General features: G+C 72.5%; 24 protein-coding genes. 12 read left to right on the forward strand and 12 right to left on the reverse strand.

Annotated elements, in window-relative coordinates; translation table 11 throughout:
* Positions 1-4: 4 nt before the first annotated feature.
* The 5 genes from VHW64_RS12730 to VHW64_RS12750 all read right to left on the reverse strand — a co-directional run bounded on the left by VHW64_RS12730 (position 5) and on the right by VHW64_RS12750 (position 4,423).
* Positions 5-556 (reverse strand): GNAT family protein, encoded by a 552-nt coding sequence (locus tag VHW64_RS12730; RefSeq protein ID WP_329650934.1) that lies wholly within the window; start codon positions 554-556, stop codon positions 5-7.
* A 1-nt stretch (position 557) separates the two neighbouring features.
* Positions 558-1,019, reverse strand: a complete 462-nt coding sequence (locus VHW64_RS12735) for a pyridoxamine 5'-phosphate oxidase family protein (RefSeq protein WP_329650935.1) — start codon at positions 1,017-1,019, stop codon at positions 558-560.
* A 117-nt stretch (positions 1,020-1,136) separates the two neighbouring features.
* Positions 1,137-1,277: a hypothetical protein gene (locus VHW64_RS12740; protein ID WP_329650936.1), complete on the reverse strand. Its 141-nt coding sequence runs from the start codon at positions 1,275-1,277 to the stop codon at positions 1,137-1,139.
* 123 nt (positions 1,278-1,400) lie between these two features.
* On the reverse strand, positions 1,401-3,308 hold the full coding sequence (locus VHW64_RS12745; RefSeq protein ID WP_329650937.1) for a CocE/NonD family hydrolase: 1,908 nt from the start codon (positions 3,306-3,308) through the stop codon (positions 1,401-1,403).
* Positions 3,305-4,423: a P1 family peptidase gene (locus tag VHW64_RS12750; protein ID WP_329650938.1), complete on the reverse strand. Its 1,119-nt coding sequence runs from the start codon at positions 4,421-4,423 to the stop codon at positions 3,305-3,307. The genes VHW64_RS12745 and VHW64_RS12750 overlap by 4 nt, the downstream gene beginning before the upstream one ends.
* A gap of 101 nt (positions 4,424-4,524) precedes the next feature.
* On the opposite strand from VHW64_RS12750, the gene VHW64_RS12755 reads away from it, so the two are divergent.
* The 5 genes from VHW64_RS12755 (at position 4,525) to dxs (ending at position 11,109) form a co-directional block, all read left to right on the forward strand.
* On the forward strand, positions 4,525-5,577 hold the full coding sequence (locus tag VHW64_RS12755) for a histone deacetylase family protein (RefSeq protein ID WP_329650939.1): 1,053 nt from the start codon (positions 4,525-4,527) through the stop codon (positions 5,575-5,577).
* Between the two features lie 39 nt (positions 5,578-5,616).
* Positions 5,617-7,611 carry an alpha/beta hydrolase gene (locus VHW64_RS12760; RefSeq protein WP_329650940.1) on the forward strand — a complete coding sequence of 665 codons (1,995 nt, stop codon included), beginning with the start codon at positions 5,617-5,619 and terminating at the stop codon, positions 7,609-7,611.
* 10 nt (positions 7,612-7,621) lie between these two features.
* A complete protein-coding gene (locus VHW64_RS12765; protein ID WP_329650941.1) occupies positions 7,622-8,485 on the forward strand; it encodes an NUDIX hydrolase in 864 nt (287 codons plus the stop codon).
* Positions 8,486-8,583: 98 nt separating this feature from the next.
* Complete coding sequence (locus VHW64_RS12770; protein WP_329650942.1) at positions 8,584-8,898, forward strand: hypothetical protein; 315 nt, start codon at positions 8,584-8,586, stop codon at positions 8,896-8,898.
* Between the two features lie 303 nt (positions 8,899-9,201).
* Complete coding sequence (gene dxs, locus VHW64_RS12775) at positions 9,202-11,109, forward strand: 1-deoxy-D-xylulose-5-phosphate synthase (RefSeq protein WP_329650943.1); 1,908 nt, start codon at positions 9,202-9,204, stop codon at positions 11,107-11,109.
* Here dxs and VHW64_RS12780 read toward each other — a convergent pair.
* Positions 11,106-11,495 (reverse strand): hypothetical protein, encoded by a 390-nt coding sequence (locus VHW64_RS12780; protein ID WP_329650944.1) that lies wholly within the window; start codon positions 11,493-11,495, stop codon positions 11,106-11,108. The two genes, dxs and VHW64_RS12780, sit on opposite strands and share 4 nt — an antisense overlap.
* 39 nt (positions 11,496-11,534) lie before the next feature.
* Here VHW64_RS12780 and VHW64_RS12785 point away from each other — a divergent pair, with 39 nt between their 5' ends.
* Positions 11,535-12,458, forward strand: a complete 924-nt coding sequence (locus tag VHW64_RS12785; RefSeq protein ID WP_329650945.1) for a PAC2 family protein — start codon at positions 11,535-11,537, stop codon at positions 12,456-12,458.
* Between the two features lie 11 nt (positions 12,459-12,469).
* Positions 12,470-13,351, forward strand: coding sequence for an acyl-CoA thioesterase II (locus VHW64_RS12790; protein ID WP_329650946.1), 882 nt, complete (start codon positions 12,470-12,472; stop codon positions 13,349-13,351).
* A gap of 164 nt (positions 13,352-13,515) precedes the next feature.
* On the opposite strand, the gene VHW64_RS12795 is transcribed toward VHW64_RS12790, so the two are convergent.
* The 3 genes from VHW64_RS12795 to VHW64_RS12805 are packed head-to-tail and all read right to left on the reverse strand — an operon-like array spanning position 13,516 to position 16,276.
* A complete protein-coding gene (locus VHW64_RS12795) occupies positions 13,516-14,019 on the reverse strand; it encodes a GNAT family N-acetyltransferase (protein ID WP_329650947.1) in 504 nt (167 codons plus the stop codon).
* A gap of 47 nt (positions 14,020-14,066) precedes the next feature.
* The gene (locus VHW64_RS12800) at positions 14,067-14,948 is read right to left on the reverse strand and encodes a MaoC family dehydratase (RefSeq protein ID WP_329650948.1); all 882 of its coding nucleotides are present in this window, start codon (positions 14,946-14,948) and stop codon (positions 14,067-14,069) included.
* Positions 14,945-16,276, reverse strand: a complete 1,332-nt coding sequence (locus tag VHW64_RS12805; RefSeq protein WP_329650949.1) for a 3-oxoacyl-ACP reductase — start codon at positions 16,274-16,276, stop codon at positions 14,945-14,947. Before VHW64_RS12805 ends, VHW64_RS12800 begins: the two co-directional genes overlap by 4 nt.
* 100 nt (positions 16,277-16,376) lie before the next feature.
* Here VHW64_RS12805 and VHW64_RS12810 point away from each other — a divergent pair, with 100 nt between their 5' ends.
* The 3 genes from VHW64_RS12810 (at position 16,377) to VHW64_RS12820 (ending at position 18,609) form a co-directional block, all read left to right on the forward strand.
* Positions 16,377-17,666 carry an acetyl-CoA C-acetyltransferase gene (locus VHW64_RS12810; RefSeq protein WP_329650950.1) on the forward strand — a complete coding sequence of 430 codons (1,290 nt, stop codon included), beginning with the start codon at positions 16,377-16,379 and terminating at the stop codon, positions 17,664-17,666.
* Between the two features lie 29 nt (positions 17,667-17,695).
* A complete protein-coding gene (locus tag VHW64_RS12815) occupies positions 17,696-18,199 on the forward strand; it encodes an HIT family protein (RefSeq protein WP_329650951.1) in 504 nt (167 codons plus the stop codon).
* Positions 18,200-18,267: 68 nt separating this feature from the next.
* Positions 18,268-18,609 (forward strand): hypothetical protein, encoded by a 342-nt coding sequence (locus VHW64_RS12820; RefSeq protein ID WP_329650952.1) that lies wholly within the window; start codon positions 18,268-18,270, stop codon positions 18,607-18,609.
* A 21-nt stretch (positions 18,610-18,630) separates the two neighbouring features.
* Here VHW64_RS12820 and VHW64_RS12825 read toward each other — a convergent pair whose 3' ends face one another.
* On the reverse strand, positions 18,631-19,200 hold the full coding sequence (locus VHW64_RS12825) for a TerD family protein (protein WP_329650953.1): 570 nt from the start codon (positions 19,198-19,200) through the stop codon (positions 18,631-18,633).
* A 141-nt stretch (positions 19,201-19,341) separates the two neighbouring features.
* Between VHW64_RS12825 and VHW64_RS12830 the strand changes: the two genes are divergently transcribed.
* The gene (locus VHW64_RS12830; protein WP_329650954.1) at positions 19,342-19,614 is read left to right on the forward strand and encodes a DUF4190 domain-containing protein; all 273 of its coding nucleotides are present in this window, start codon (positions 19,342-19,344) and stop codon (positions 19,612-19,614) included.
* Here the strand turns inward: VHW64_RS12830 and VHW64_RS12835 are convergent.
* Complete coding sequence (locus VHW64_RS12835; RefSeq protein ID WP_329650955.1) at positions 19,605-21,152, reverse strand: ATP-dependent DNA ligase; 1,548 nt, start codon at positions 21,150-21,152, stop codon at positions 19,605-19,607. The two genes, VHW64_RS12830 and VHW64_RS12835, sit on opposite strands and share 10 nt — an antisense overlap.
* A gap of 132 nt (positions 21,153-21,284) precedes the next feature.
* Positions 21,285-22,139 carry a tryptophan 2,3-dioxygenase gene (locus tag VHW64_RS12840; protein WP_329650956.1) on the reverse strand — a complete coding sequence of 285 codons (855 nt, stop codon included), beginning with the start codon at positions 22,137-22,139 and terminating at the stop codon, positions 21,285-21,287.
* A gap of 43 nt (positions 22,140-22,182) precedes the next feature.
* On the opposite strand from VHW64_RS12840, the gene VHW64_RS12845 reads away from it, so the two are divergent.
* On the forward strand, positions 22,183-22,367 hold a 185-nt coding region (locus VHW64_RS12845; RefSeq protein ID WP_329650957.1), incomplete at its 3' end, for an FAD-dependent oxidoreductase.

Consider the following 22,367-nt stretch of genomic DNA (forward strand, 5'->3'; position numbering starts at 1 on the left):
GCCGCTACTCCGGCAGCCGGTGCACCAGGGTGCGTCGCTCCCGGCCGTCCTGGTCCTCGTCGACGACCTCCTCGACGAGGACGAACCCGCACTTCTCCGCGACCCGGATCGATGCCAGGTTCCCGGCGTCCGCCTCCAGTAGCAGCTCTTCGACCCCCAGCGACATCCGCGCCCAGGGCACCACGAGTCGCACCGCCCGCGGCGCGATGCCGCGTCCGCGGTGTGCGGGGAAGACGCTGTAGGCGACCGTCGCCGTCCGGTCGTCGCGAAACTGGAGGTTGACCAGCCCGGCGGCCTCGTCGGTCTCCGCGTCGGCGATCACCAGCGGCGCGGCCCGGCCGCTGGTCCACGCGTCATCGGCCCGGCGCAGCGCCGCCCGACGCGCCTCGTCGTCGACGAGCACAGGGAGCGGCTCGTCCTCGAGCCAGCGCTTGGTCTCCTCGTCGTGACTCGCCGCCACGATGGCGTCGAGGTCGGCCACGTCGCGGCGCCGGAGGGTGACCGTGCCGTCGGTCAGCGGCTCGGCGGGGGGCCGGGCCGGTGTCGAACGCGACACGTCAGCGACTCGCCGCCGGCTTGGCACGCCAGCGCTCTTGCGAGGTGTCGTAGTCGTCCAGCCGCCACAGCAGCGCAATGCCAGGCCGCAGCCGCCACAGCACGTCGAAGTCCGGATCGGCGGTCGGGAGGTAGCCGGCGTCCTCGGGGGCGTCGTACTTCGCCTCGAGAGCGGCCAGCACGTCGGGGCGCTGGCCCGGGGCGCCGAGATCCTCGAGGACCCCGCGGACGATGACGACGTCCTCGGCGCTCTCGAGGTGGATCGCGACCTGTGGGTTGGCTGCCACGTTGCGTGCCTTGACCGTACGGCGCTCGCTGAAGAGGTGGAGCCCCTCGGCCACCACCGCCCCCCAGACCGGGGACACGTGCGGTGAGCCACCCGCATCACAGGTCGCGAGCCAGTAGCTGCGCGCGCTCTTCAGCCGCGCGGCGACGTCACTCCAGGCGATCTCACGGGCTGTCACCCATCGAGTATCGCCCGCTGCCTGCGGGTGCCGCCACGGTCGCCACCATGGTCGCCGCGGTGTTCGGCACGGTGTTCGGCCACGGTGGGCGTGGCGTGGAGGGCTGGAGCCGAAGGCTCAGCCGACGTGGCGGACGAGGTTGGTACGCAGCGCCATCAGCTGGCGATCGGCGTAGCGGGCCTCGGTCCAGGAGCGGCGGACGGCCGCGGTCAGGCGGGCGACCTTGGTGCTGGCGGCAGGGTGAGCGGCGTACGACATGAGGTTTCCTTCAGATGGTCAGCGAGTGTCTCCCGCTGCGTCCATCGTGACAGAGTCGCGGCTCCGATGCCGAATGTAGCGAGTGCTTCGTGACGTGATTTGAAGCACTCGCTACACCGGGGCTCAGCGCGGGATCGACTCGCGCCAGGTGCGCTCGCTGATCGACTCGCCGTCCAGGGCGGCCTGGGTCCAGATGTAGACGTCGTACGACGTGGCCGTGATGTCGATCGTCATCACCGACCGCACCGTCACCTCGATGCCTGGCCAGGTGAGCTCGTAGACCGCGTTGCCGTGCATCCGCTGGGCGAACGTGCGGGTGTTGACCGAGACCTCGCCGAGGTACAGCTCGTGCGCCGTGCCGTCGTAGGGCGTCGCGTAGCGCGAGTCGATCCGCGTGGTCGCCGACGTCGTACCGGTGAGCACGTCGTGGTGCAGCGACCAGCCGATGCCCTCCGTCGTCTCCGCGGAGTGCTCGGCGCCGGGCCTGAACGTCGGCTCCGGGAACTCGCCCTCGAGGAACGGGAGAGTCAGGGAGGCGGTGCGCAGGGTCATCGAGACGGGCGCGGGCGGCGCGACCGTGGTCGGCCAGTCGGCCCCGGCGACCGAGACCCGCAGGGTGTTGCCGGGCGTCCACCGGTAGGCGCAGGCGTCGAGCACCACCTCCACCTGGACCTCACGGCCGGGGACGAGCGGCGACGGCGGGCCGTGCACCCCGTCGCGATAGGCCAGGTCGAGCGTGCCTCGAGCGACCAGGGCCGAGGTGCCGTCGGGGAACACGTCGCACAGCTTCACCGAGATCGACGCCGCCGGCTCCGTGGCCCACAGCCGGGCTCGGAAGACCGGGTGTCCGACGACGGGGTTCGGTGGCGGCTCGACCTCCCACGTCAGCGAGCGCTCGTCGTCCAGCCGCTGGTCGTCCGAAAGCCCCCAGGGCAGGTGCCCGGCGCAGTCGATCCAGGCTGCCGTGCCGACGTCGGGGGCGACGACGAGCGTGACCGGTGCGGACAGGTCGAGCGTCGCCTCCTGGACCGGGGGGACCGACGGCAGGGTGACCCAGTAGCCCTCGTGCTGGTCGAGGTCGATCGCGGGCCTGGTCGACGTGCGCACGAACACGTCGCACCGGTCCTCGTGCTCGCCCGAGCCGCGCAGCCAGTGGTCGAACCACGCGAGCAGCTCGGCGTCGAAGTCGATCCGGGGGCCGGGCATCGCCGTCGCCGGGTCGGCGTGTGCCCAGGGCCCGGCCAGCAGCCGGTGCGGTACGCCGTGCCGGGCGAGCTCCGCGGTGGCCCGGAACGCGATGTTGCGATAGCCGTCGGCCCACCCCGCCACGAGCAGCACCGGGCAGCCGATCCGCTCGTAGCCGGTCGCCGTCCCGCCGAGACGCAGGGAGCCCTGGTCCCAGTAGGGCGAGTGCCGGTTCTCCCGCAGCCAGGTCAGCACCCAGGGCTCGCCGGTCTCGACGCGGTGCTCCCACTCGGCGCGCCAGTCCTGGCCCCACACCGCGGGCACCGGCGGGAGCACCGCCATGGCGGTCATGTAGTGGTTGTAGTCGACGAGGTCGAGCAGCTTCAGCGCTCCGCCGCGCCAGTGCACGTCGTCGGTCCACCGGTCGTCACTGGCGAAGATCGAGCAGATGGCCTTGAGCTCCGGTGGCCTCTGTGCGGCGACCTGGAGCGAGTTGAAGCCGGAGTACGACGTGCCCCACATGCCGACCTGGCCGTCGCACCAGTCCTGGGCGGCGAGCCAGGCGATCGCGTCGACCAGGTCGCGCTGCTCGACCTCGGGGTACTCGTCCTCGGCGTCACCCGCGGACGAGCCGGTTCCGCGCACGTCGATGCGAGCGACGGCGTACGTCCCGGTCTGGCACATCGAGCGGTACCCCTCGGCGTACGACGACGTCAGGTCGTCCTTGCGGTAGGGGAGCGCCTCGAGCAGGCAGGGTTGGCGGCCCTCGGACTCGTCGGGGAGGTACAGCGTCGCGGCCAGCCAGGAGCCGTCGCGCACGGGGATGCGAGCCTCCAGCTCTCTCACGCCGGTGCCGACCCCGTCGACCCCGTCGACCCGGTCGACCCCGTGGCAACCAGGTCGAGGACGGCCGGGCTGTTCGCCGTCTCGCTGGTGTTGCCGTCGCGGCCGGTGACGGTCGGGGCCGTGAACATGGAGTTCAGCACGGCCTCCTCGGCGGCCTCCACGACGGCGGTGAAGAGCGGGTCGAGGGCGCGGCCGGTCACCAGGGGCGTGCCGTCGGGCCGGCCGTCGCGGTCCATGCGCATGCCGGTGCCGAAGCCCATGAAGATCTCACCGCTGCCGTGATGGGCCACCGAGCCGGCACGGGCGAGGCCGAGCCCGACCCGCCGCGCCAGCCGGGCGCACGACGCACCGTCGACCGGGGCGTCGGTGACCACGATCCCGATGCAGGAGCCGGCCGGCTTCCGGCTGTCGGTCGAGCTCGTCGGGGCCACCGGTCCCAGCGATCGGCCGACGGGTACGCCGTTCACGACGAGCTCCTCGCGGGCGCCGAAGTTGGTCATCAGCAGGACCGCCACGGTGTGCCCGGCCACCTTCCGCGACGCCGTCCCGATGCCCCCCTTGAAGCCCAGGCAGGACATGCCCGTGCCGGAGCCGACCGCTCCCTCCTCGGGAGGCGTCGAGGACCCGCGCGAGGCCAGCGCCGCGTCGTGGGCCGCCACGACGTCGTCGTGCTCGACCTGCATCCGCCGGGCGTCGTTGAGCCACGAGTCGTCGCACTCGGCGACCACCGGGATGATGAAGTCGACCGCGCTGGCGGGGTTGACCTCGAGCTCGATGCGGCAGGCGGAGTCGTAGACGCGACCCAGCTGGAGGGTCGAGGTGAGGTAGACCGGCGTCTCGGCGGAGCCCCACTCCGCGGCGGTGATGAACCCGGTGCACTCCCCGGCGCCGTTGAGCACCGCTCCGCCGGCCGGGACCAGCCGGGTGAAGGCGTCGTCGGCCAGGACCAGACAGGTGACGCCGGTGCGCGCGACGCCACGCCCGCCGGGCGGCGCGGGCTCGTCGCGGAGCAGGGTGGTGTGTCCCAGTCCGACTCCGGGGACGTCGAGCACGGAGTTGGTCGGTCCGGTCGGGAGGGACCCGATCACGATCCCCAGGTCACGGGCTCGAGGCATGACGTCATCCAACCAGTTCGCCCACGGTGGCTTCGAGACCGCCGCGGGGCGACCGCCTCGACCGTCGGGCCACGCCATCGCCGGACTGCCATGATCTGCCCATGCCGATCCCCGTCGTCTGGTCGCCCGAGACCCGCCGTCACGAGCCGATGCGCGAGGTGTGGGTCGGGGTGCCCACCGACGGCACCGAGCTCCCGCAGCGGGTCGACCTGATCCTGGAGGCCACCGCCGCCCGCGAGCGGGTCGAGGCGGTCGCCCACGACGACGGACCGCTCCTCGAGGTCCACTCCCGCGAGCTCGTCGAGCACCTGCGCTCCGTCCACGCCGAGTGGCTGAGCGGGCCCTACGTCGACCTCGTGGGCCAGGACCGGGTCGTGCCCTACGCGTTCCCCACTCCGGCGATGACTCAGGGCATGCCCCCGACCCGGGCCGCCGCGACCCACGGCCGGGCTGGGGAGTTCGGCTACGACACGATGACCCTGGTCGGCCCCGGCACCTGGGAGGCGGCCCGGGCAGCGGTCGACTGCGCCCTGACCGCTGCCGACCTCGTCGCCGGCGGCCCTCGGACGGCGTACGCCCTGTGCCGGCCCCCCGGGCACCACGCGACGCGCGACGGCTACGGCGGGTCCTGCTACCTCAACAACGCCGCCGTGGCCGCACAGGCCCTACGAGACGCCGGGCACGACACCGTCGCCGTCGTCGACCTCGACGCCCACCACGGCAACGGCACGCAGGCGATCTTCTGGGAGCGGGGCGACGTGCGCTACGGCTCCCTGCACGTCGACCCCGGCGCCGGATGGTTCCCGCACTGGTTCGGTCACGCGCACGAGACCGGGACCGGCGACGGCGCGGGCGCGACCCGCAACCTGCCGCTGCCCGAGGGCACCGGCGACGGCCCCTGGCTCGAGGCGGTGCGCGCCCTCGCGGAGTACGCCGGGGACGCCGAGGCCCTGGTCGTCTCCCTCGGCGTCGACGCGGCCGCCGAGGATCCCGAGAGCCCGCTCCAGGTCACTGCCGAGGGCTACGCCGCGGCCGGGCGGCTGCTCGGCTCGCTGGGGCTGCCGGCCGTGCTGGTGCAGGAGGGCGGCTACCACCTCGCCACGATCGGCGGACTGGTCGAGGCCTACCTCCACGGCCATGAGCAGGCCTCCTGACAGTTCCCCAAGCGGCCGTCGATGAGACATGCTGCGGCCATGCGCGTGTCCTTCCTGATCCCCATCACCGTCGCGGCGCTGGCCCTGGGGCTCGGCCCAGCAGCCCAGGCGGATCCGGGCGGCGGCACGCCGTACCAGCACCGGATCGGGCCCCACGCCCACGCCCCTGCGACCCGTGGGCGGCAGCCGGTCACCGTGGGCGACCTGACGCTGCGGCCGTGCTCGGTCGTGCCGCACGCGTGGTGCGGCCACATCCACCGTGACTGGGAGCCCGGCGACCCGGCGGCGGGCACCCTGAGCGTCGGCTTCGCCTTCGCCCCGGCGCGGGTCGCCGACAAGCCGGCCCTCGGGACCTTCGTGCCCCACGAAGGCGGTCCGGGGTACTCCACCACCGACAGCGGCACGGCGTACGCCCAGATGTACGGGCCGCTGCTGCGGCGGCACAACCTGCTCCTGGTCGACCAGCGCGGCACCGGTCGCTCGGCCGCGCTGGACTGCCCGGACCTCCAGAACCTGAAGATCGCCTACGCCGTGGCGGCCGGGCGCTGCGGCCGCAGCCTGGGGGCGCGCAGCGACGACTACACGAGCGCCCGCTCCGCCGACGACCTCGCGGCCGTGATCCGGCAGCTGGGGCTGGGGCGCGTCGACATGTACGGCGACTCCTACGGCACGTTCTTCTCGCAGGTGTTCGCCGGCCGGCATCCGCACCTGCTGCGGAGCCTGGTCCTCGACGGTGCCTACCCGACCCACGGCGAGACCGCGTGGTACCCGACCCAGGGACCGGCGATGCGCTCGTCGTTCGCCAAGGCCTGCGAGCGGTCGCCGGAGTGCCGCGGACACGGCGTCGGGGCGGCGGCGGCGATGCGAGACGTCCTGGCTCGGGTCCGACACCACGCGTGGCACGGCATCTCGCACGACGGCGACGGCCGGCGGGCCCACGTGACCGTGGACGCCGAGACCCTCGCCACGACGGCCTTCAACGCGACGTACGGGCCGTACACCTACCGCGAGCTGACGGCCGCGCTGCGCTCGGCGTTGCGCGGCGACCGGGCGCCGCTGCTGCGCGAGGTCGCCGAGGCGGAGGGCGGTGGGACGGACGCCGGCCCGATCCGGGCCTACAGCGAGGGACTCGACGCGGCCGTCGCCTGCCACGACTACCCCCAGCTCTTCGACATGCGCGCGAAGCCGGCGGTCCGGCTGCGGCAGTTCCACCGGGCCGTCGTCCGACGCACGGCGCGCTACCCGCACACCTACGGACCGTTCACGATCCGCGAGTACGCGCGCTCGGACTGGCAGGAGGTCAACTGGTGCACCCGCTGGCCGAAGGCGGCCGCGGGCAACCCGGCGCGGCCGCCCCGGCCGGTCGCCGGGCACTACTCCCGCGTGCCGACCCTGGTGCTCAGCGGTGAGCTGGACTCCATCACCACCCCGGCCGAGGCCTCGATGGCGACCCGGCAGTTCCCGAACGCCGAGCACATCGTCGTCGCGAACAGCTTCCACGTCGACGCCGTCGGCGACACCGACGACTGCGCGGTGCGGATCGTGCGCAGGTTCCTGCGCACGCCGTCTCGCTCGCCGCGCCACGGCTGCGCCGCGAAGGTCGCGCCGATCCGGACCATGGGGATCTTCCCGAAGACCCTGTCCGGCGTTCCGGCCGGACACGGGCGCGGCACGCAGCTCGCCCGACGGGTGGCTCCCGGGGCGGCGGCGACGGTCGCCGACCTGCTCGACCGGTGGTGGAACAACTACTCCGGGCACGACGTGGGGCTGCGTGGAGGCCACTGGTCCTACAGCGGTGACCGGACCACGCTCTTCGCCCTGCACCGGGTCCGCCTGACCTCCGACCTGGCCGTGAGCGGCGTCGCGCGATGGCACCGCTACGCCAACCGGATCCGGGTCGACCTCACCGTGACGGCACACGGTCGGCGGGGCCACCTGCACGGCGTGTGGGCGACCCGTCGCAAGGGCGCGCTGGCGACGTTGCGGGGGACCTTCGGCGGCCACCCCGTGGTCGCCAGGTTCCCGGCACCGTGAGGATGGTGGGGTGACCAAGCGCGTCGCGGGCGTCGTCCTGGTCGACCCCCGGGGCTGGCTGCTGCTCCAGGAGCGCGACGAGCACGCCCCGGTCAACCCCGACGAGTGGTCGTTCGTCGGGGGTGGGGTCGAGGCGGGGGAGTCCGACGAGGAGGCGGCGGTCAGGGAGCTGGCCGAGGAGACGGAGGTCACCGGCGTCGACCTCACCCACGCCGACACGTTCGAGTACTTCTGCGACGACTGCGGCGAGGACCACGTGCTGGCCCTCTACCTCGCGCTCACCCGCCTGACCGACTCCGACGTGGTCTGCCACGAGGGGCGCCAGATCGTCTTCGTCGACCCGCGCACGATCGACACCCTGCGCTGGGGGCGGAACCTGGTGCACGGGCTCCCGCGCGTCATGCGCCATCCGGTCTACGTCGAGCGCTTCGGCCTCCCGGAGCGGCGTGAGTTCGGCTGCGTCCTGCTCGTCGATGCCCGTGGGCGGGTGCTGCTCCAGGAGCGCGACGAGCACGCCCCGATCGACCCCGATCGCTGGGGCCTGTCCGGCGGGCACCTCGAGCCGGGGGAGGACGGCGAGTCCGGTGCCTACCGCGAGCTGGAGGAGGAGACGGGCGTGCGGCTGCCCCCCGGCACGCTGGAGCGGTTCGCGACCCTGGAGGTGTTCCACCCGCACTACGGGTCGGTCGACCGGGTCCACGTCTACGTCGCGCGCGTGGATCTCGCCGACGAGGACGTCGAGTGTCACGAGGGCCGCCAGATCGTGTTCGTCGAACCCGACCGGGCCCGGCGTCTCGACCTCACGATGACCGGGGTGTTGGCGGTCCCGGCGTTCCTCGACTCCGAGGCCTACCGGCGGCTCAGGGGGCGATGAGCCAGCCACACGCCGCCGGCTCGAGAACGTGGTCTGCTCACCGCAGGCAACCGGTCGCGCCGTCCTCCCGTCGTGTCGGGTGAGACGCGGAGGCGAGGATGCGGCAGGAGCCGGGACGCGGAGGACGTCGTCCAGACGGCCTGGCGAAGCTGTACGCACACCGGCCCCGCGTCAGCTCCGCCGACGACCCCGTCGACGCCGCGAGGTCAACCCCTCCGGGCGCGGTCGACTTCATCATCCCGGTGGTCGCCGAGTGCGACGACTCGTGGCTCAACGACGTCACGGCCACCTCGGCGCTCCACGGCTGCGCCGAAGGCAGCGTCAGGTCCCAGAACGCCAAGGCCCTCGCGCGTCCTCGCGAGCCGCTCGGCGACCCGGTCACCACGGAAGGAACCGCCCGACGACCGAGTTGACCACGCTCCCGATCCTCTACCGCGGACGCATGTTCTATGCCGTCCGCAACGACGGGCACGACGTGGTCACCGCCCTGGAGCCCGCAGCGGCGAGTGGATCCGACTCGCGCTCCGCGCCCCGCCGCACTGGACCCCCGCTCAGTGGGTGTGCACTCTCGACCACGTGCACGTCGAGCGCTCTCGGACGTCTCCCACTGACGCCGAGGCGCCGCCTCCGACCTGGGCGGTGCCCCGACGACTCGGGCCCCGACCTCCGCGTCGATACACTCGACGGACTGCCCGAAGCCGGAGGAGAGGACGTCGATGGGACTGCTGGAGCAGGTGACCTCACCTGCCGACCTCCGCGACCTCACCGACGCCGAGCTCGACACGCTGGCCGCCGAGATCCGCGACGAGCTGGTCCGCACCTGCGCCCCGCGCGGCGGGCACCTCGGGCCCAACCTGGGCGTCGTCGAGCTGACCCTGGCGATCCACCGGACCTTCGACTCGCCGCGCGACCGGATCGTGTGGGACACCGGCCACCAGGCGTACGTCCACAAGATGCTCACCGGACGCGCCGGCCGCTTCGACACGCTGCGCACCGAGGGCGGTCTGTCGGGGTACCCGAGCCGCGCCGAGTCCGACCACGACCTCGTCGAGAACTCCCACGCCTCCACCTCGCTGTCCTACGCCGACGGGCTCGCGAAGGCGCTCTCCCTGCGCGGCGAGGACCGCAGCGTCGTGGCCGTGATCGGGGACGGCGCGCTGACCGGCGGGATGGCCTGGGAGGCGCTGAACAACATCGCCACCGCCCACGACAGCAAGCTGGTCATCGTCGTCAACGACAACGGCCGCTCCTACCAGCCGACGGTCGGCGGCCTGGCCACCCATCTGGCGACGTTGCGCACCAACCCGCGCTACGAGGAGATGCTCGACCTGGTCAAGAAGCGCCTCAACCAGGTCAAGGGCGTCGGCCCGGCCGTCTACGACGCGCTGCACGCGATGAAGAAGGGCATGAAGGACGCCCTGGCGCCACAGGGCATGTTCGAGGACCTCGGCCTGAAGTACGTCGGTCCGATCGACGGCCACGACCGTCCCGCGGTGGAGCACGCTCTCGCGCAGGCCCAGCGCTTCGGTGGACCGGTGATCGTCCACGTGATCACCCACAAGGGCTTCGGCTACCACCCCGCGGAGCGCAACGAGACCGACCAGTTCCATCAGATCGGCGCCTTCGACGTCGAGACCGGCGAGCCCCGGCAGGCCGGCCGGATCTGGACCGACTACTTCACCGAGGAGATGGTCGCCCTCGGCGAGGAGCGCCCCGACATCGTCGGCATCACCGCCGCGATGCTCTACCCGGTGGGCCTGGCGCCCTTCGCCGCGGCGTACCCCGACCGCACCTTCGACGTCGGCATCGCCGAGCAGCACGCCGTGACCAGCGCGGCCGGCCTCGCCATGGGCGGGATGCACCCGGTGGTCGCGATCTACGCGACCTTCCTCAACCGCGCCTTCGACCAGGTGCTGATGGATGTCGCGCTCCACCGGTGCGGGGTCACCTTCGTCCTCGACCGGTCCGGCGTGACCGGCGCCGACGGCGCCAGCCACAACGGCATGTGGGACCTCTCGATCCTCCAGGTGGTGCCGGGCCTGCGGATCGCCTGCCCCCGGGACGGCGCGCGGGTGCGCGAGCTGCTGCGCGAGGCGGTCGCCGTCTCCGATGCCCCGACGGTGGTCAGGCTGCCGAAGGGCTCGCCTCCCGAGGACATTTCCGCGGTCGACCGGGCCGGTGGCTGCGACATCCTGGTGCGCCGCGGGCGCAAGGACGTGCTCGTCGTCGGGGTCGGGTCGATGGCTGCGGTCGGCGTCGACGTGGCGGCGCGCCTCGAGGCGCAGGGAATCGGCGTCACCGTGGTCGACCCACGCTGGGTCAAGCCGCTCGACCCGGCGCTGGTGCAGCTCGCCCGCGACCATCGACTCGTGGTCTCCATCGAGGACAACGGGCGCGTGGGCGGCGCCGGTGCGGCGCTGCTGGCGCTGCTCAACGACGAGGGCGTCACCACGCCGTACTCGCTGCACGGCATCCCCCAGGAGTTCCTGATGCACGCCGAGCGCCAGGCGATCCTCGACCGGATCGGGCTCAACGCCCAGACCATCGCCCGCGGCGTCGTCGAGCGGCTCGCCGCCGAGGGCCAGGACGTCCTCCCGGCCCCCGAGGAAGCGAACCGCGACTAGCCGAAGTGGGAGGAGCCGCCCCGCGAGCGCACGTGCCCAGTGCGGTCCGCCCCGTTAGTCCGTCCGGCACGATCACGCCGCCCGGGTGCCCCCAGGTCGGCCACGGCGACGTGGCACGTGGTCGCGATCTGGCAGGTGAGCAGCGAGACCAGCCCGGTCCCGTCGTCGGTGCGGAACCCGACCGCGGCGCGGAGCTCGGCCGGGCCGGCCGGGACCTGGCTCTTGACGGTGCCGACGGCACGGCCCGTCGCGTCGGCGGTCCGGGTCTCGGCCCGGGCCCGGTCCCGGGCCTCGGTCAGGTCCTCGCAGAAGCGGAGCACCGAGTGGAACGTGCTGGAGGCTGCAGGCCAGCCCCGCTTCTGGAGCCGGCGGAATAGGGTGGGCACCCGGGACGCTGAGAGGTGTCCCCGACCCGAGAGGCTCCCGTGTCAGATCCCGACCGGCTGGTTCACATCGTCGATGACGTGCCCGAGCTCGACGGCGTCACCGAGCTGGCGATGGTGCTCGTGCTCGACGGGTTCCTCGACGCCGGCGGCTCGGCGGCGATCGCGTCGCGCCACCTGTCCGGCGAGTCGGGCGGGGGCCGGGTGGTCGCGACGTTCGAGGTCGACGACTTCCACGACTACCGCGCCCGTCGTCCCGCGATGTCGTTCGTGCGCGACCACTACGAGCAGTACGACGCGCCACGGCTCGTCGTCCGGCTGCTCGGTGACGACGCCGGCACGCCGTACCTCCTCATGCACGGGCCCGAGCCGGACAACAAGTGGGAGGCGTTCGCCGCCGCGGTGACCCACACGGTGGAGCAGCTCGGCGTGACCCGGGTCATCGGGCTGGGTGCGGTCCCGATGGCGGTGCCGCACACGCGACCGATCGCGATCACCCACCACGCGAACAACCCCGCGCTGCTCTCGGCCGACAGCCCGTGGCGCGGAGAGCTCCGCATCCCCTCCAGCGCCCAGGCCCTGCTCGAGCTGCGACTGGGGGAGAGCGGCCACGACGCGATGGGGTTCGTCGCCCACATCCCGCACTACCTCGCCCAGCTCGACTTCCCCGAGGCCTCGGTCGCCCTGCTCGAGCACGTCGAGCGCGCGGCTGCCATCGCGGTCGACCTGAGCGGCCTGCGGTCCGCCGCGCGCGAGCGCGACGAGGAGATCTCGACGTACCTCGCCTCCAACACCGAGGTGCTGGAGGTGGTGCAGGCCCTCGAGCAGCAGTACGACGCGTTCGCGCGCGCCGAGCAGGAGGGCGGGAGCCTGCTCGCCGAGGGGGAGCCGATGCCGACCGGTGAGGAGATCGGGCGGCAGTTCGAGCAGTTCCTGGCCGGGCTCGACGGCCCCGAGGCGGAGTAGGCGGCCTGCCCATGCCGTCGTCCGCAGAGGAGCTCGTGGAGCTCCTCGACATCGAGACCCTCGACACCGACCTGTTCCGGGGCAGCAGCCCCGACACCGACCGGCAGCGCGTCTTCGGGGGGCAGGTGGCCGCGCAGGCGCTGATCGCCGGCATCCGCACGGTCGACGACGGCCTCGACGTGCACTCGCTGCACGCCTACTTCCTGCGCCCCGGCGACCCGACGATCCCGATCATCTACGACGCCGAGCGCATCCGCGACGGCCGGTCGTTCGAGACGCGCCGGGTCGTCGCGCGCCAGCACGGTCACCCGATCTTCTACCTCACCGCGAACTTCCAGCGCGCCGAGGAGGGCTTCGACCACCAGGACACGATGCCGCAGGTGCCGGGGCCCGACGAAGGGCTGACCTTCGCCCAGCTGGTCGAGCTGCGCTCGGGCGACAAGCGGTCCGCCGCGGAGTTCGCCAAGGAGTGGGCCGCGCTCGACACCCGCTACCTCGGCAACTCGGCGTACCCGGGACGCACCGGCCTCGGTGCCGACACCGAGCGCCCCGCGCGCGCTCAGCTGTGGGTGCGGGTCAACGGCGAGCTGGGCGAGGACCCGATGCTGCACACCGCGGCGTTCACCTACGCCAGCGACCTGACCCTGCTGGGGGCGAGCCTGGTCCCGCACGACGTCGAGATCGGCTCACCCGACCTGGTCGCGGCGTCGCTGGACCACACGATCTGGTTCCATCGCCCCTTCCGGGCGGACCGTTGGTGGCTCTACGACCAGTGGTCGCCGTCGGCCAGCGGGTCGCGCGGGCTGTCACTGGCCCGGGTCTTCACCGAGGACGGCGTCCTGGTCGCGACGGTCGCCCAGGAGGGGCTGATCCGCCGGCGCAGCCGGCGCTGACCAGTCCCTTCCACGACGGCGTCGTCCCCCCACCCCTTGCTGAGCGGCCTGTCAAATCCCCCACTTCAGCGGGGGAGTTGACACTTATTGGGGGTTGCAACGGCCAGGAAGTGCCAACTCCCCCGCTGAAGCGGGGGATTTGGCAGCTCCCAGCCGCCGACCGATCAGAGGGCCAGGCGGAAGAACGCCAGCCAGCCGAGCATCTCCTCGGGCAGGTCGCGGTAGGGCTCGACCGGCGCGAAGCCCAGCTCGCGGTAGAGCGTGATCGCCTCGGTCTGCCGCACGCTGGTGTCGAGGTACATCGAGGAGTAGCCCGCCTCGCGGGCGCCGCTCAACGCCGCCTCGGCCAGGGCACGCCCAGCCCCGCGCCCGCGTGCCATCTGCACCACGAACAGCCGCTTCATCTCGCAGGACTCGGCGTTCAGACGCTTCACCGCGACGCACCCGACGGCGAGCTCGGCGTCCCAGCACACCAGGAGCCGGCCCTCGGGAGGCGCATAGTCACCCGGGAGCCCGGCCAGCTCGCGCTCCCAGGCCCCCTCGTCGACGTAGGCGTCGATCGGGCCGAGGTCGCCGAGGTGACGCTCTCGTTGCCACGCCACGAGCGCGCGGAAGAGCCGGCGCACCTGGTCCAGCTCCCAGTCGGTGTCTGCCTCGCGCACGTCCATGGCAGATGATCCCGTGGGGCGGTGACCGGCGGACAGACCCGCCAGGACTACGCCGGAGCCCGGGTACGGCCCACGAGGTGGGGGACGCCGGTCGTCGGCGAAGTCAGGGCGAAGGCGATCTCGCCGTCGTGGGCGTCCTGGCCGAAGGCCACCGTGCCGGGCAGGAAGACCGGCTTCTTGAACGCCGCGTCGACGCGCACCGCCTCGGGCAGCCGGTTCTCCAGCGCGGCGACGCAGCGGGCCAGGGTCCACATCCCGTGCGCGATCTGCCGCCGGAACCCGAAGGCGCGGGCCGTCAGCGGGTAGAGATGGATCGGGTTGTGGTCGCCCGACACCGCGGCGTACCTCCGTCCGACGTCACCGCCCAGTCGCCAGGTGACCCGGCCCGGCACGACCCGGTCGGCCTCGTCGCCGGCCCCGGCGCTCGTCGCGAGGCCGCGCGCAGGGCCTGCTTCCCGACGGCCCAGGCGCAGATAGGTCGAGACGCCCTCCCAGACCGTCTCCTCACCCACGCTGACCCGGCTGAGGAAGTCGATGGCCGTGCCCTTCGGGTGGGGTCGCGTCGGCGAGGTATGGACCTCGACCTGAAGGGTCTCCCCGACCTTGAGCACGCGCTGCCGGGTGATCGTGTTGGCGAGGTGGACCGTCCCGATGGCGGGGAACGGGAACTCCGGGGCGGCCATCACGGCCATGTGCAGCGGGAACGCGAGCACGTGGGGGAACGTCAGCGGCACGTCGTCCTTGACCGGGAAGCCGCAGACCCGGGCGTAGGCGCGCACGTGGTCGGGATCTGGGGTCACGCTGCGCAGCTCGTGGAGGGACGACGGGTCGGCGGCGGTCTTGCGCACCCCTGGCAGCCGGTTGACGACGGGGATCGACGGAAGCGCCGCCTTGAGAAGGGTCCTGGCGACCTGGTCAGGGCCGCTCACGCGCCGAGCAGCATCTGGCCGCAGACCCGTACGACGTTGCCGGTGACGGCGGTCGACGCGGGGTCGGCGAACCACGCGACAGTCTCCGCGACGTCGACCGGGAGGCCGCCCTGGCTGAGGGAATTGAGGCGCCGTCCGACCTCGCGCGGACCGAAGGGCATGGCGGCGGTCATGGCCGTCTCGATGAAGCCCGGGGCCACGGCGTTGACCGTGATGTCGCGGTCGAGGGTGTCTCGCAGCGCGTCGACCAGGCCGATCACGCCGGCCTTGGAGGTGGCGTAGCTGGTCTGCCCGAGGTTGCCCGCGATGCCGGCGATCGAGGCGACGCCGACGATCCGGCCGTTGGCGTGGACCACCTGCTGGGCGAGCAGCTCGTCCGTGATCCGCTCCGGAGCCACCAGGTTGACGTCGAGCACGGACCGCCACCGCTCCGGGTCGAGGTTGGCCAGGCGCCGGTCGCGGGTGATGCCGGCGTTGTGCACGACGACGTCGACTCCGCCGTGGCTGGCGGTCAGGTGCTGCGCGATGCGCTTCGGCGCGTCCTTGGCGGTGATGTCGAGGGTGAGGTAGTCACCATCGAGCTGGCGGGCGAGCCCGATCAGGTCGGAGGCCGCCTGCGGCACGTCGACGCCGACGACGGTGGCGCCGTCGCGGGCGAGGACGCGCGAGATCTGCTCGCCGATGCCGCGAGCGGCGCCGGTGACCAGGGCGACCTTGCCCACCAGCGGACGCCGCCAGTCGGGCTCCTCCGCCGGCTGGAGCACCCGGGCCCCGACGCGGATCACCTGCCCCGAGACGTAGGCGGACTTCGGTGACAGCAGGAAGCCCACGGTGGAGCCGACCGCCCCCTCGGCACCCTCCGCGACGTAGACCAGCTGCGCGGTCCCGCCGCGGCCGACCTCCTTGCCGAGGCTGCGGGTGAAGCCCTCCAGCGCTCGCTGTGCGACGCGCTCGGCACCCTGGAGCCGCTCGGGGGGAGTGCCGACCACGACGAGGCGTGCGCAGCGGTCCAGGCTGCGCATCAGCGGGCCGAAGAAGTCGCGCAGGGCCACCAGCGAACCGGGGTCGCGCAGGCCGGTGGCGTCGAAGACCAGCCCTCGGTAGCGCGCCCCTTCTTCGGGGGCGTCGGTCCTCGTGACTCCGAGCCGGTCGAGGATGGCGGGCACCTGGTCGGCGAGGCGGCCGGTGCCGCCGACGACGACGATGCCGTCGACCAGCGGCGACCCCGCGACGTAGCGGTCGAGGCGGACCGGGTCGGGCAGCCCGAGGCTCTTGACCAGCATCCTGCCCAGCGAGGTGGACGCGAAGTCCTGGTAGCGGTCGGTCATGGCGTCCTTTCGCCGGTCCTGCCCGAGGCCCGTCGTCAACGGGTCGTGACGTGGCGCTCATTCCGTTGGGCTGCGTGGCCGGTGCGGCCAGGATAGATACATGAGCCGCAAGCCCACCGCCCGGCGTCGCGTCGCCGTCCTCGGCGGCAACCGCATCCCCTTCGCTCGGTCCGGCACCGCCTACGCCGAGGTCTCCAACCAGGAGATGCTGACCGCCGCCCTGGACGGCCTCGCCGCCAGGTTCGGCCTGGAGGGCGAGCAGGTCGGCGAGGTCGTCGCGGGCGCTGTGCTCAAGCACTCGCGCGACTACAACCTCGTGCGCGAGTCGGTCCTCGGCTCGCACCTGGCCGCCGAGACCCCCGGCATCGACCTCCAGCAGGCCTGCGGCACCGGGCTCCAGGCGGCGATCCACGTGGCGGACAAGATCGCGCTCGGCATCGTCGAGTCGGGCATCGGCGGTGGTGCCGACACGACCTCCGACGCCCCGGTCGCGGTCGGCGACAAGCTGCGGCGCAAGCTGATGAAGGTCAACGCGGCGCGTGACACGCGGGGGCGGCTGACGGCCCTGGCGCAGATCCGGCCGACCGACATCGGGCTCGACGTGCCGCGCAACGGGGAGCCCCGGACGCAGCTGTCGATGGGGGAGCACGCCGCGCTGACCGCACTGGAGTGGCGGATCGGTCGCGAGGAACAGGACGAGCTGGCCGCGGCCTCCCACCAGCACCTCGCGGCGGCGTACGACGCAGGGCTCCTCGACGACCAGGTCACGCCGTTCCGCGGGCTCGAGCGCGACTCCAACCTGCGGCCCGAGGCGACCGTGGAGTCGCTGGCCGGGCTGAAGCCCGTCTTCGGCAAGGGCGAGGGCGCCACGATGACGGCGGGCAACTCCACGCCGCTGACCGACGGTGCCTCCGCGGTGCTGCTCGGCTCGGAGGCGTGGGCGGCCGAGCGGGGTCTGGAGCCGCTGGCGTTCCTGGTCGACCACGAGACGGCGGCGGTCGACTTCGTGCACGGCAACGAGGGCCTGCTGATGGCCCCCGCGTACGCCGTTCCGCGGATGCTGGCGCGGCAGGGCCTGACCCTTCAGGACTTCGACTTCTACGAAGTCCACGAGGCGTTCGCCTCCCAGGTGCTCGCGACGCTGAAGGCCTGGGACGACGTGGTGTTCTGCCAGGAGCGTCTCGGCCTCGACTCGGTGTTGGGGGAGATCGACCGCTCCCGCCTCAACGTCCACGGGTCGTCCCTGGCCGCCGGTCACCCGTTCGCCGCGACCGGCGGCCGCATCCTCAACGTCGCCGCCAACCTGCTGGCGCAGAAGGGCTCGGGCCGCGTCCTGATCTCCATCTGCGCTGCCGGCGGCCAGGGTGTGACCGCCATCCTCGAGCGGTGACCAGGCGCGCACGCCACTAGCGTGGGTGCGTGAGTCACCAGCCCCCCGACTACGACTGCCCGTTCTGCCGAGTCGCCCAGGACCGCTTCGACGAGAGTGTGTGGACGGCTCCGGACGACGTCGTGTTCCGGGCGTCCGACCTCTGCGCCTTCGTGTCCGCGGGCCAGTTCTCGGCTGATCCCGACTATCCAGGTCACGTGCTGGTGATCCCCGTCGTCCACCACGAGAGCCTCTACGACATCCCGGACGGCGCGCTGGGTCGCGTCTCCGCGCTGCGACGGCGTGTGTCGCTGGCCTTCAAGGCCCTCGGTGCCGAGGGCACGAGCTCGCGCCAGCACAACGAGCCGGCCGGCAACCAGGACGTCTGGCACTACCACGAGCACGTCCTGCCGCGGTTCGCCGACGACGGCCTCTACGTGCAGCCGCGCAGGCGCGTGGACGACGTACGCCGCGCGGCCCAGGCGGCTCGCATCCGCGCGGCGTTGACGGGTGTCCTGGCCGAGCTTCCACTCACGCCGCCGACCTCGTCGTGAGCAACGACACCGACCGGATCCCGGCCCAGGTCCCCGGCTCCGGGGGCGGTGCCCGTAAGACTGGTCCCATGAGGTTCTGGCTGTGGGGAGTGAGCGGGCTGCTCGCGATCGGGCTGGTCGTCACCAGCCTCGGGTGGTACCTCAGCGCACACCCGGGCGGCGTCCGCTTCGAGTCCTGCCACTGGGACGGGTCGAAGCTCGTCCTCGGCTACACCTACGGCGCTGGCGACACGGTGAGCACGATGGTGCATCCCGAGAGCGACCACGTCGTGGCCCAGCTCCAGGTGCACGAGGCGGGCGACAACCACACCCAGCAGGCGCTCACCGGCGAGGCGACGTACCCGATCTCCGGGGGGCCGATGCCGGTGAAGTACCCCGACGGTGCCGAGCTCAACTGTCCGACGGGCTGAGCGACGCCCGACGCCTGCGGGTCAGACGAAGCGCTGGAGGACGTCGAGCGACTCGGTCGGAACGGTCACCGCGATGCCCTGACCGATCGCGTGCAGCCGCCACCCGTCGTCGTCGCGGACCATCTTGGCGAGCATGAAGCCCGTCCGGGGCACTCCCTGGGTGAGGGTGAAGCGGGCGAGCTCCTCACCGTCATCGCCGAGCAGGCGGCAGTAGGCGTGGTGGACGAACTCCAGGCTGTGGCCCTGGTAGCTGCTCACCAGGAACAGCATCGTGTCGACCTTGGGATAGACCTTCGTGAGGTCGACCGCGATCTGCTCGTCGTCCCCCTCGCCTCGGCCGCTGATGTTGTCGCCGAGGTGCGTGACGGAGCCGTCGCGGGTCGCGAGGTGGTTGAAGAACGCCAGGTCGAAGAGCTGGTCGCCGGCGTACTGCACGGCGGAGGCGTCGAGGTCGACTTCGGGCGTGTTCGCCCCGGACAGCGCTCCCGCCCCGGACTTCTTGTCCCAGCCGACCCCCATCGTGAGTCGGGTGTACGACGTGCCGTCGTCGTGCCGGAGTGCCATCTCGTCGCCGCGGTGGAGCTCGATCACAGGTCGAAAGTACCTCCGCCAGGGATAGAATGACGCTCCACTCGGAGCGAACAGAGGGCCCAGTCGACGAGCAGGTTCAGCGGTAGCCCAGGCAGCAGCAGCGGCAGCGGGGTCTTCGCCAACGGTTACTCACCCGGCGCCGTGCCGGGCATCCCGACCACGCTCGAGGACCAGTTCCCCGCCGGCGCGATCGACAGCCGGGCGCGCAACGCGCTCATCCTCGGCGTGCTCGGCATCGTCCCGCTCAGCATCCTGGCCGGCATCCCGGCGATCGTCATGGGTCGGCACGCCCTGCGGCGGATCGACGCCTCCGAGGGCCCTCTCGGTGGCCGGACGACCGCCCGCTGGGCCATCGCGCTCGGGTGCGTCAGCGTGCTGATCTTCGTCGCCGCCATGGTCGCCATCTACGCCTGATCGGGCATCAGCCCCCGGAGGGTCTCGATGGTGTCGGCCTCGGCGGGGGACTTGTCGTCGCGGTAGCGGACGACGCGGGCGAAGCGCAGGGCCAGGCCGCCGGGGTAGCGCGTGGAGCGCTGGAGGCCGTCGAAGGCGATCTCGACGACCTGCTCGGGCCTCACCTTTACGACGTAGTGGTCGCGCGCCGTCTCGGGGTCGACGGCCAGCTCGGTGAACCGCTCGGTCTGCCAGGCCAGCATCTCGTCCGTCATGCCCTTGAAGGTCTTGCCGAGCATCACGAAGCCGCCGGCGCCGTCGTTCGCCGCCGGGTCGCGGGCGCCCAGGTGGATGTTGGACAGCCAGCCCTGCCGCCGGCCGCTGCCCCACTCGACGGCGAGGACGACGAGGTCGAGGGTGTGCACGGGCTTGACCTTGACCCAGCCGGACCCGCGACGGCCGGCGGCGTACCCGATCGAGAGGTCCTTGACGATGACGCCCTCGTGTCCTTGTGCGAGGGCGTCTCGCGCGAAGGCCTCGGCCGCGACGGGGTCGTCGGTGACCAGGCGGGCGACGCGGTGGGCGTCGGGGACCCGGTCATCGAGGACGGCGAGGCGCTGATGGCCGTCGACGTCGAGGAGGTCGCGGCCGTCGACGTGGAGCACGTCGAAGAAGTACGGCGTGACGGCGACGCCGGCACCCATCGCCGTACGGGACGCGGTCTCCTGGAAGGGCCGTGGGCGGCCATGCGCGTCCAGGGCGATCGCCTCGCCGTCCAGGACGAGGTCATGGGCGGGGAGGGCGCGCACGAGGTCGACGACCTCGGGCAACCGGTCGGTGATGTCGTCCAGGCTCCGGGTCGCGATCACGACGTGGTCGCCATGCTTGTGGACCTGGATCCGGATGCCGTCGAGCTTGGTGTCGACCGCGACGGGGGTGCCCGGCCCGCCGCCCGCCTTCGCGATCGCTGCGCCGACGTCGGTCGCCGTCGAGGCGAGCATCGGGAGGATCGGGCGTCCGAGCTCGAGGCCGACCTCGGCGAGGGCGTCCTCGCCGCCGGTCATCGCCGCCACCACGATCGGCACGGTGCCGCCGGCCAGCATCGCCGCGCGGCGTACGGCGGCGAGCTTGGCACCCGAGGCCGACGCGATCGCCTCCTGCACGAGGGCGTCGAGGGCGCCCTGGCGGATGTTGCCGGTCATCACCCCGCGCAGCCAGCGCTGCTCTTCGGCGGTCAGCCGGGCGAACAGGTCGCTCACCCCTGATGCGCGCAGCTCCTGGGACCCGGCTCCGGCCAGCCCGGCGAGCCGGCCGAGCGACTCGTCGACCTCGAGCACCGAGACCGAGGCCTCGGCGGCCGGCTCGGGCAGCGTGCTCAGCCCGCGCCAGCCGACGCCGGTGCGTCGCTGCCGGATGGCGCCACCGACGTACGCCGTGACGACGGGCAGCTCGTCGATGCCGGCCCTGGCGAGGCACTCGGCGATGGCCGCGACCTTGGCCTTGCGAGAGCGGGTGGCCGTGACGACCGTCGAGGTCTCGACGAGCGCGCTCAGCAGCATGCCGCCATCCTGCCGGAACCCACCGACGTCCGGACTTCCTGGCCTCTCCTGTCACTTCCCGGGGGTTGCAGCGGCCAAGAAGTGCCAAATCCCCCGCTTCAGCGGGGGATTTGGCAAAGCAGCGCAAGCCGCTCAAGGGCCGATCAGGGTGCGGACCTCGTAGAGCTCGGGGAAGAAGGTGAGGTCGAGGGCGCGGCGCAGGAAGTCGACGCCCGTGGAGCCGCCGGTGCCCACCTTGTGGCCGATGGTGCGCTGCACGACCTGGAGGTGGCGGAAGCGCCACTGCTGGAAGTTGTCCTCGACGTCGACCAGCTCCTCACAGGTCTCGTAGACGCCCCAGTGCTCCTCCGGGGCGGCGTAGACATCGGCGAACATCCGCACCAGCTCCGGGTCGGAGCGGTAGGGCTGGGACCAGTCGCGGTCGAGGCGCCCAGCAGGTACGGCGTACCCCTGCCGGGCCAGGTGAGCCAGGAACTCGTCGTAGAGCGACCGCTCGTGCAGCAGAGTGGTCAGCTCGCCCTGCGCGACCGGGTCGTGGGCGAACACCTTGACCATCTCCGCGCTCTTGTTGCCCAGGAGGAACTCCACCTCGCGGTACTGCGCCGACTGGAAGCCGGACGAGGTCGCCAGGAACGGCCGGATCTGCGCGTACTCCGACGGGGTGAGGGTGGCCAGGACCGACCACTGGTCGGTGATCGTGTGCTGCACGTGCTTGACCCGCGCCATCCGCTTCAGCGCCGGCGCGAGATCGTCGGCGGCCAGCAGGGCGCGGGCCGACCGCAGCTCGTGGACGAGCAGCTTGAGCCACAGCTCGGTGGTCTGGTGCTGGATGATGAACAGCAGCTCGTCGTGCTGCGGGGGGTCGCTCAGCGGTCGCTGCGCCGACAGCAGCGTGTCGAGCCGGAGGTAGTCGCGGTAGGACATCTGGCGGCTGAAGTCGCGCTCGATGCCCTCCTCCAAGGGGCGTTCGTTCGTGGCGTCGCTCACGGGCAGGACCCTAGTGCCGCGAGCCTGGCTAGGGTCGCCAGGCATGGACGCCGATGTGATCGTCGTGGGCCACGGGCTGGCCGGCCTGGCCGCCGCAGCGGAGGCCGCGGACGCCGGACGCCGCGTGCTGCTGGTCGACCAGGAGCCGGAGCAGTCGCTGGGCGGCCAGGCGTTCTGGAGCCTGGGCGGGCTGTTCCTCGTCGACACCCCGGAGCAGCGCCGGATGGG

Source organism: Nocardioides sp., from assembly GCF_036267815.1.
Classification (GTDB): Bacteria; Actinomycetota; Actinomycetes; order Propionibacteriales; family Nocardioidaceae; genus Nocardioides.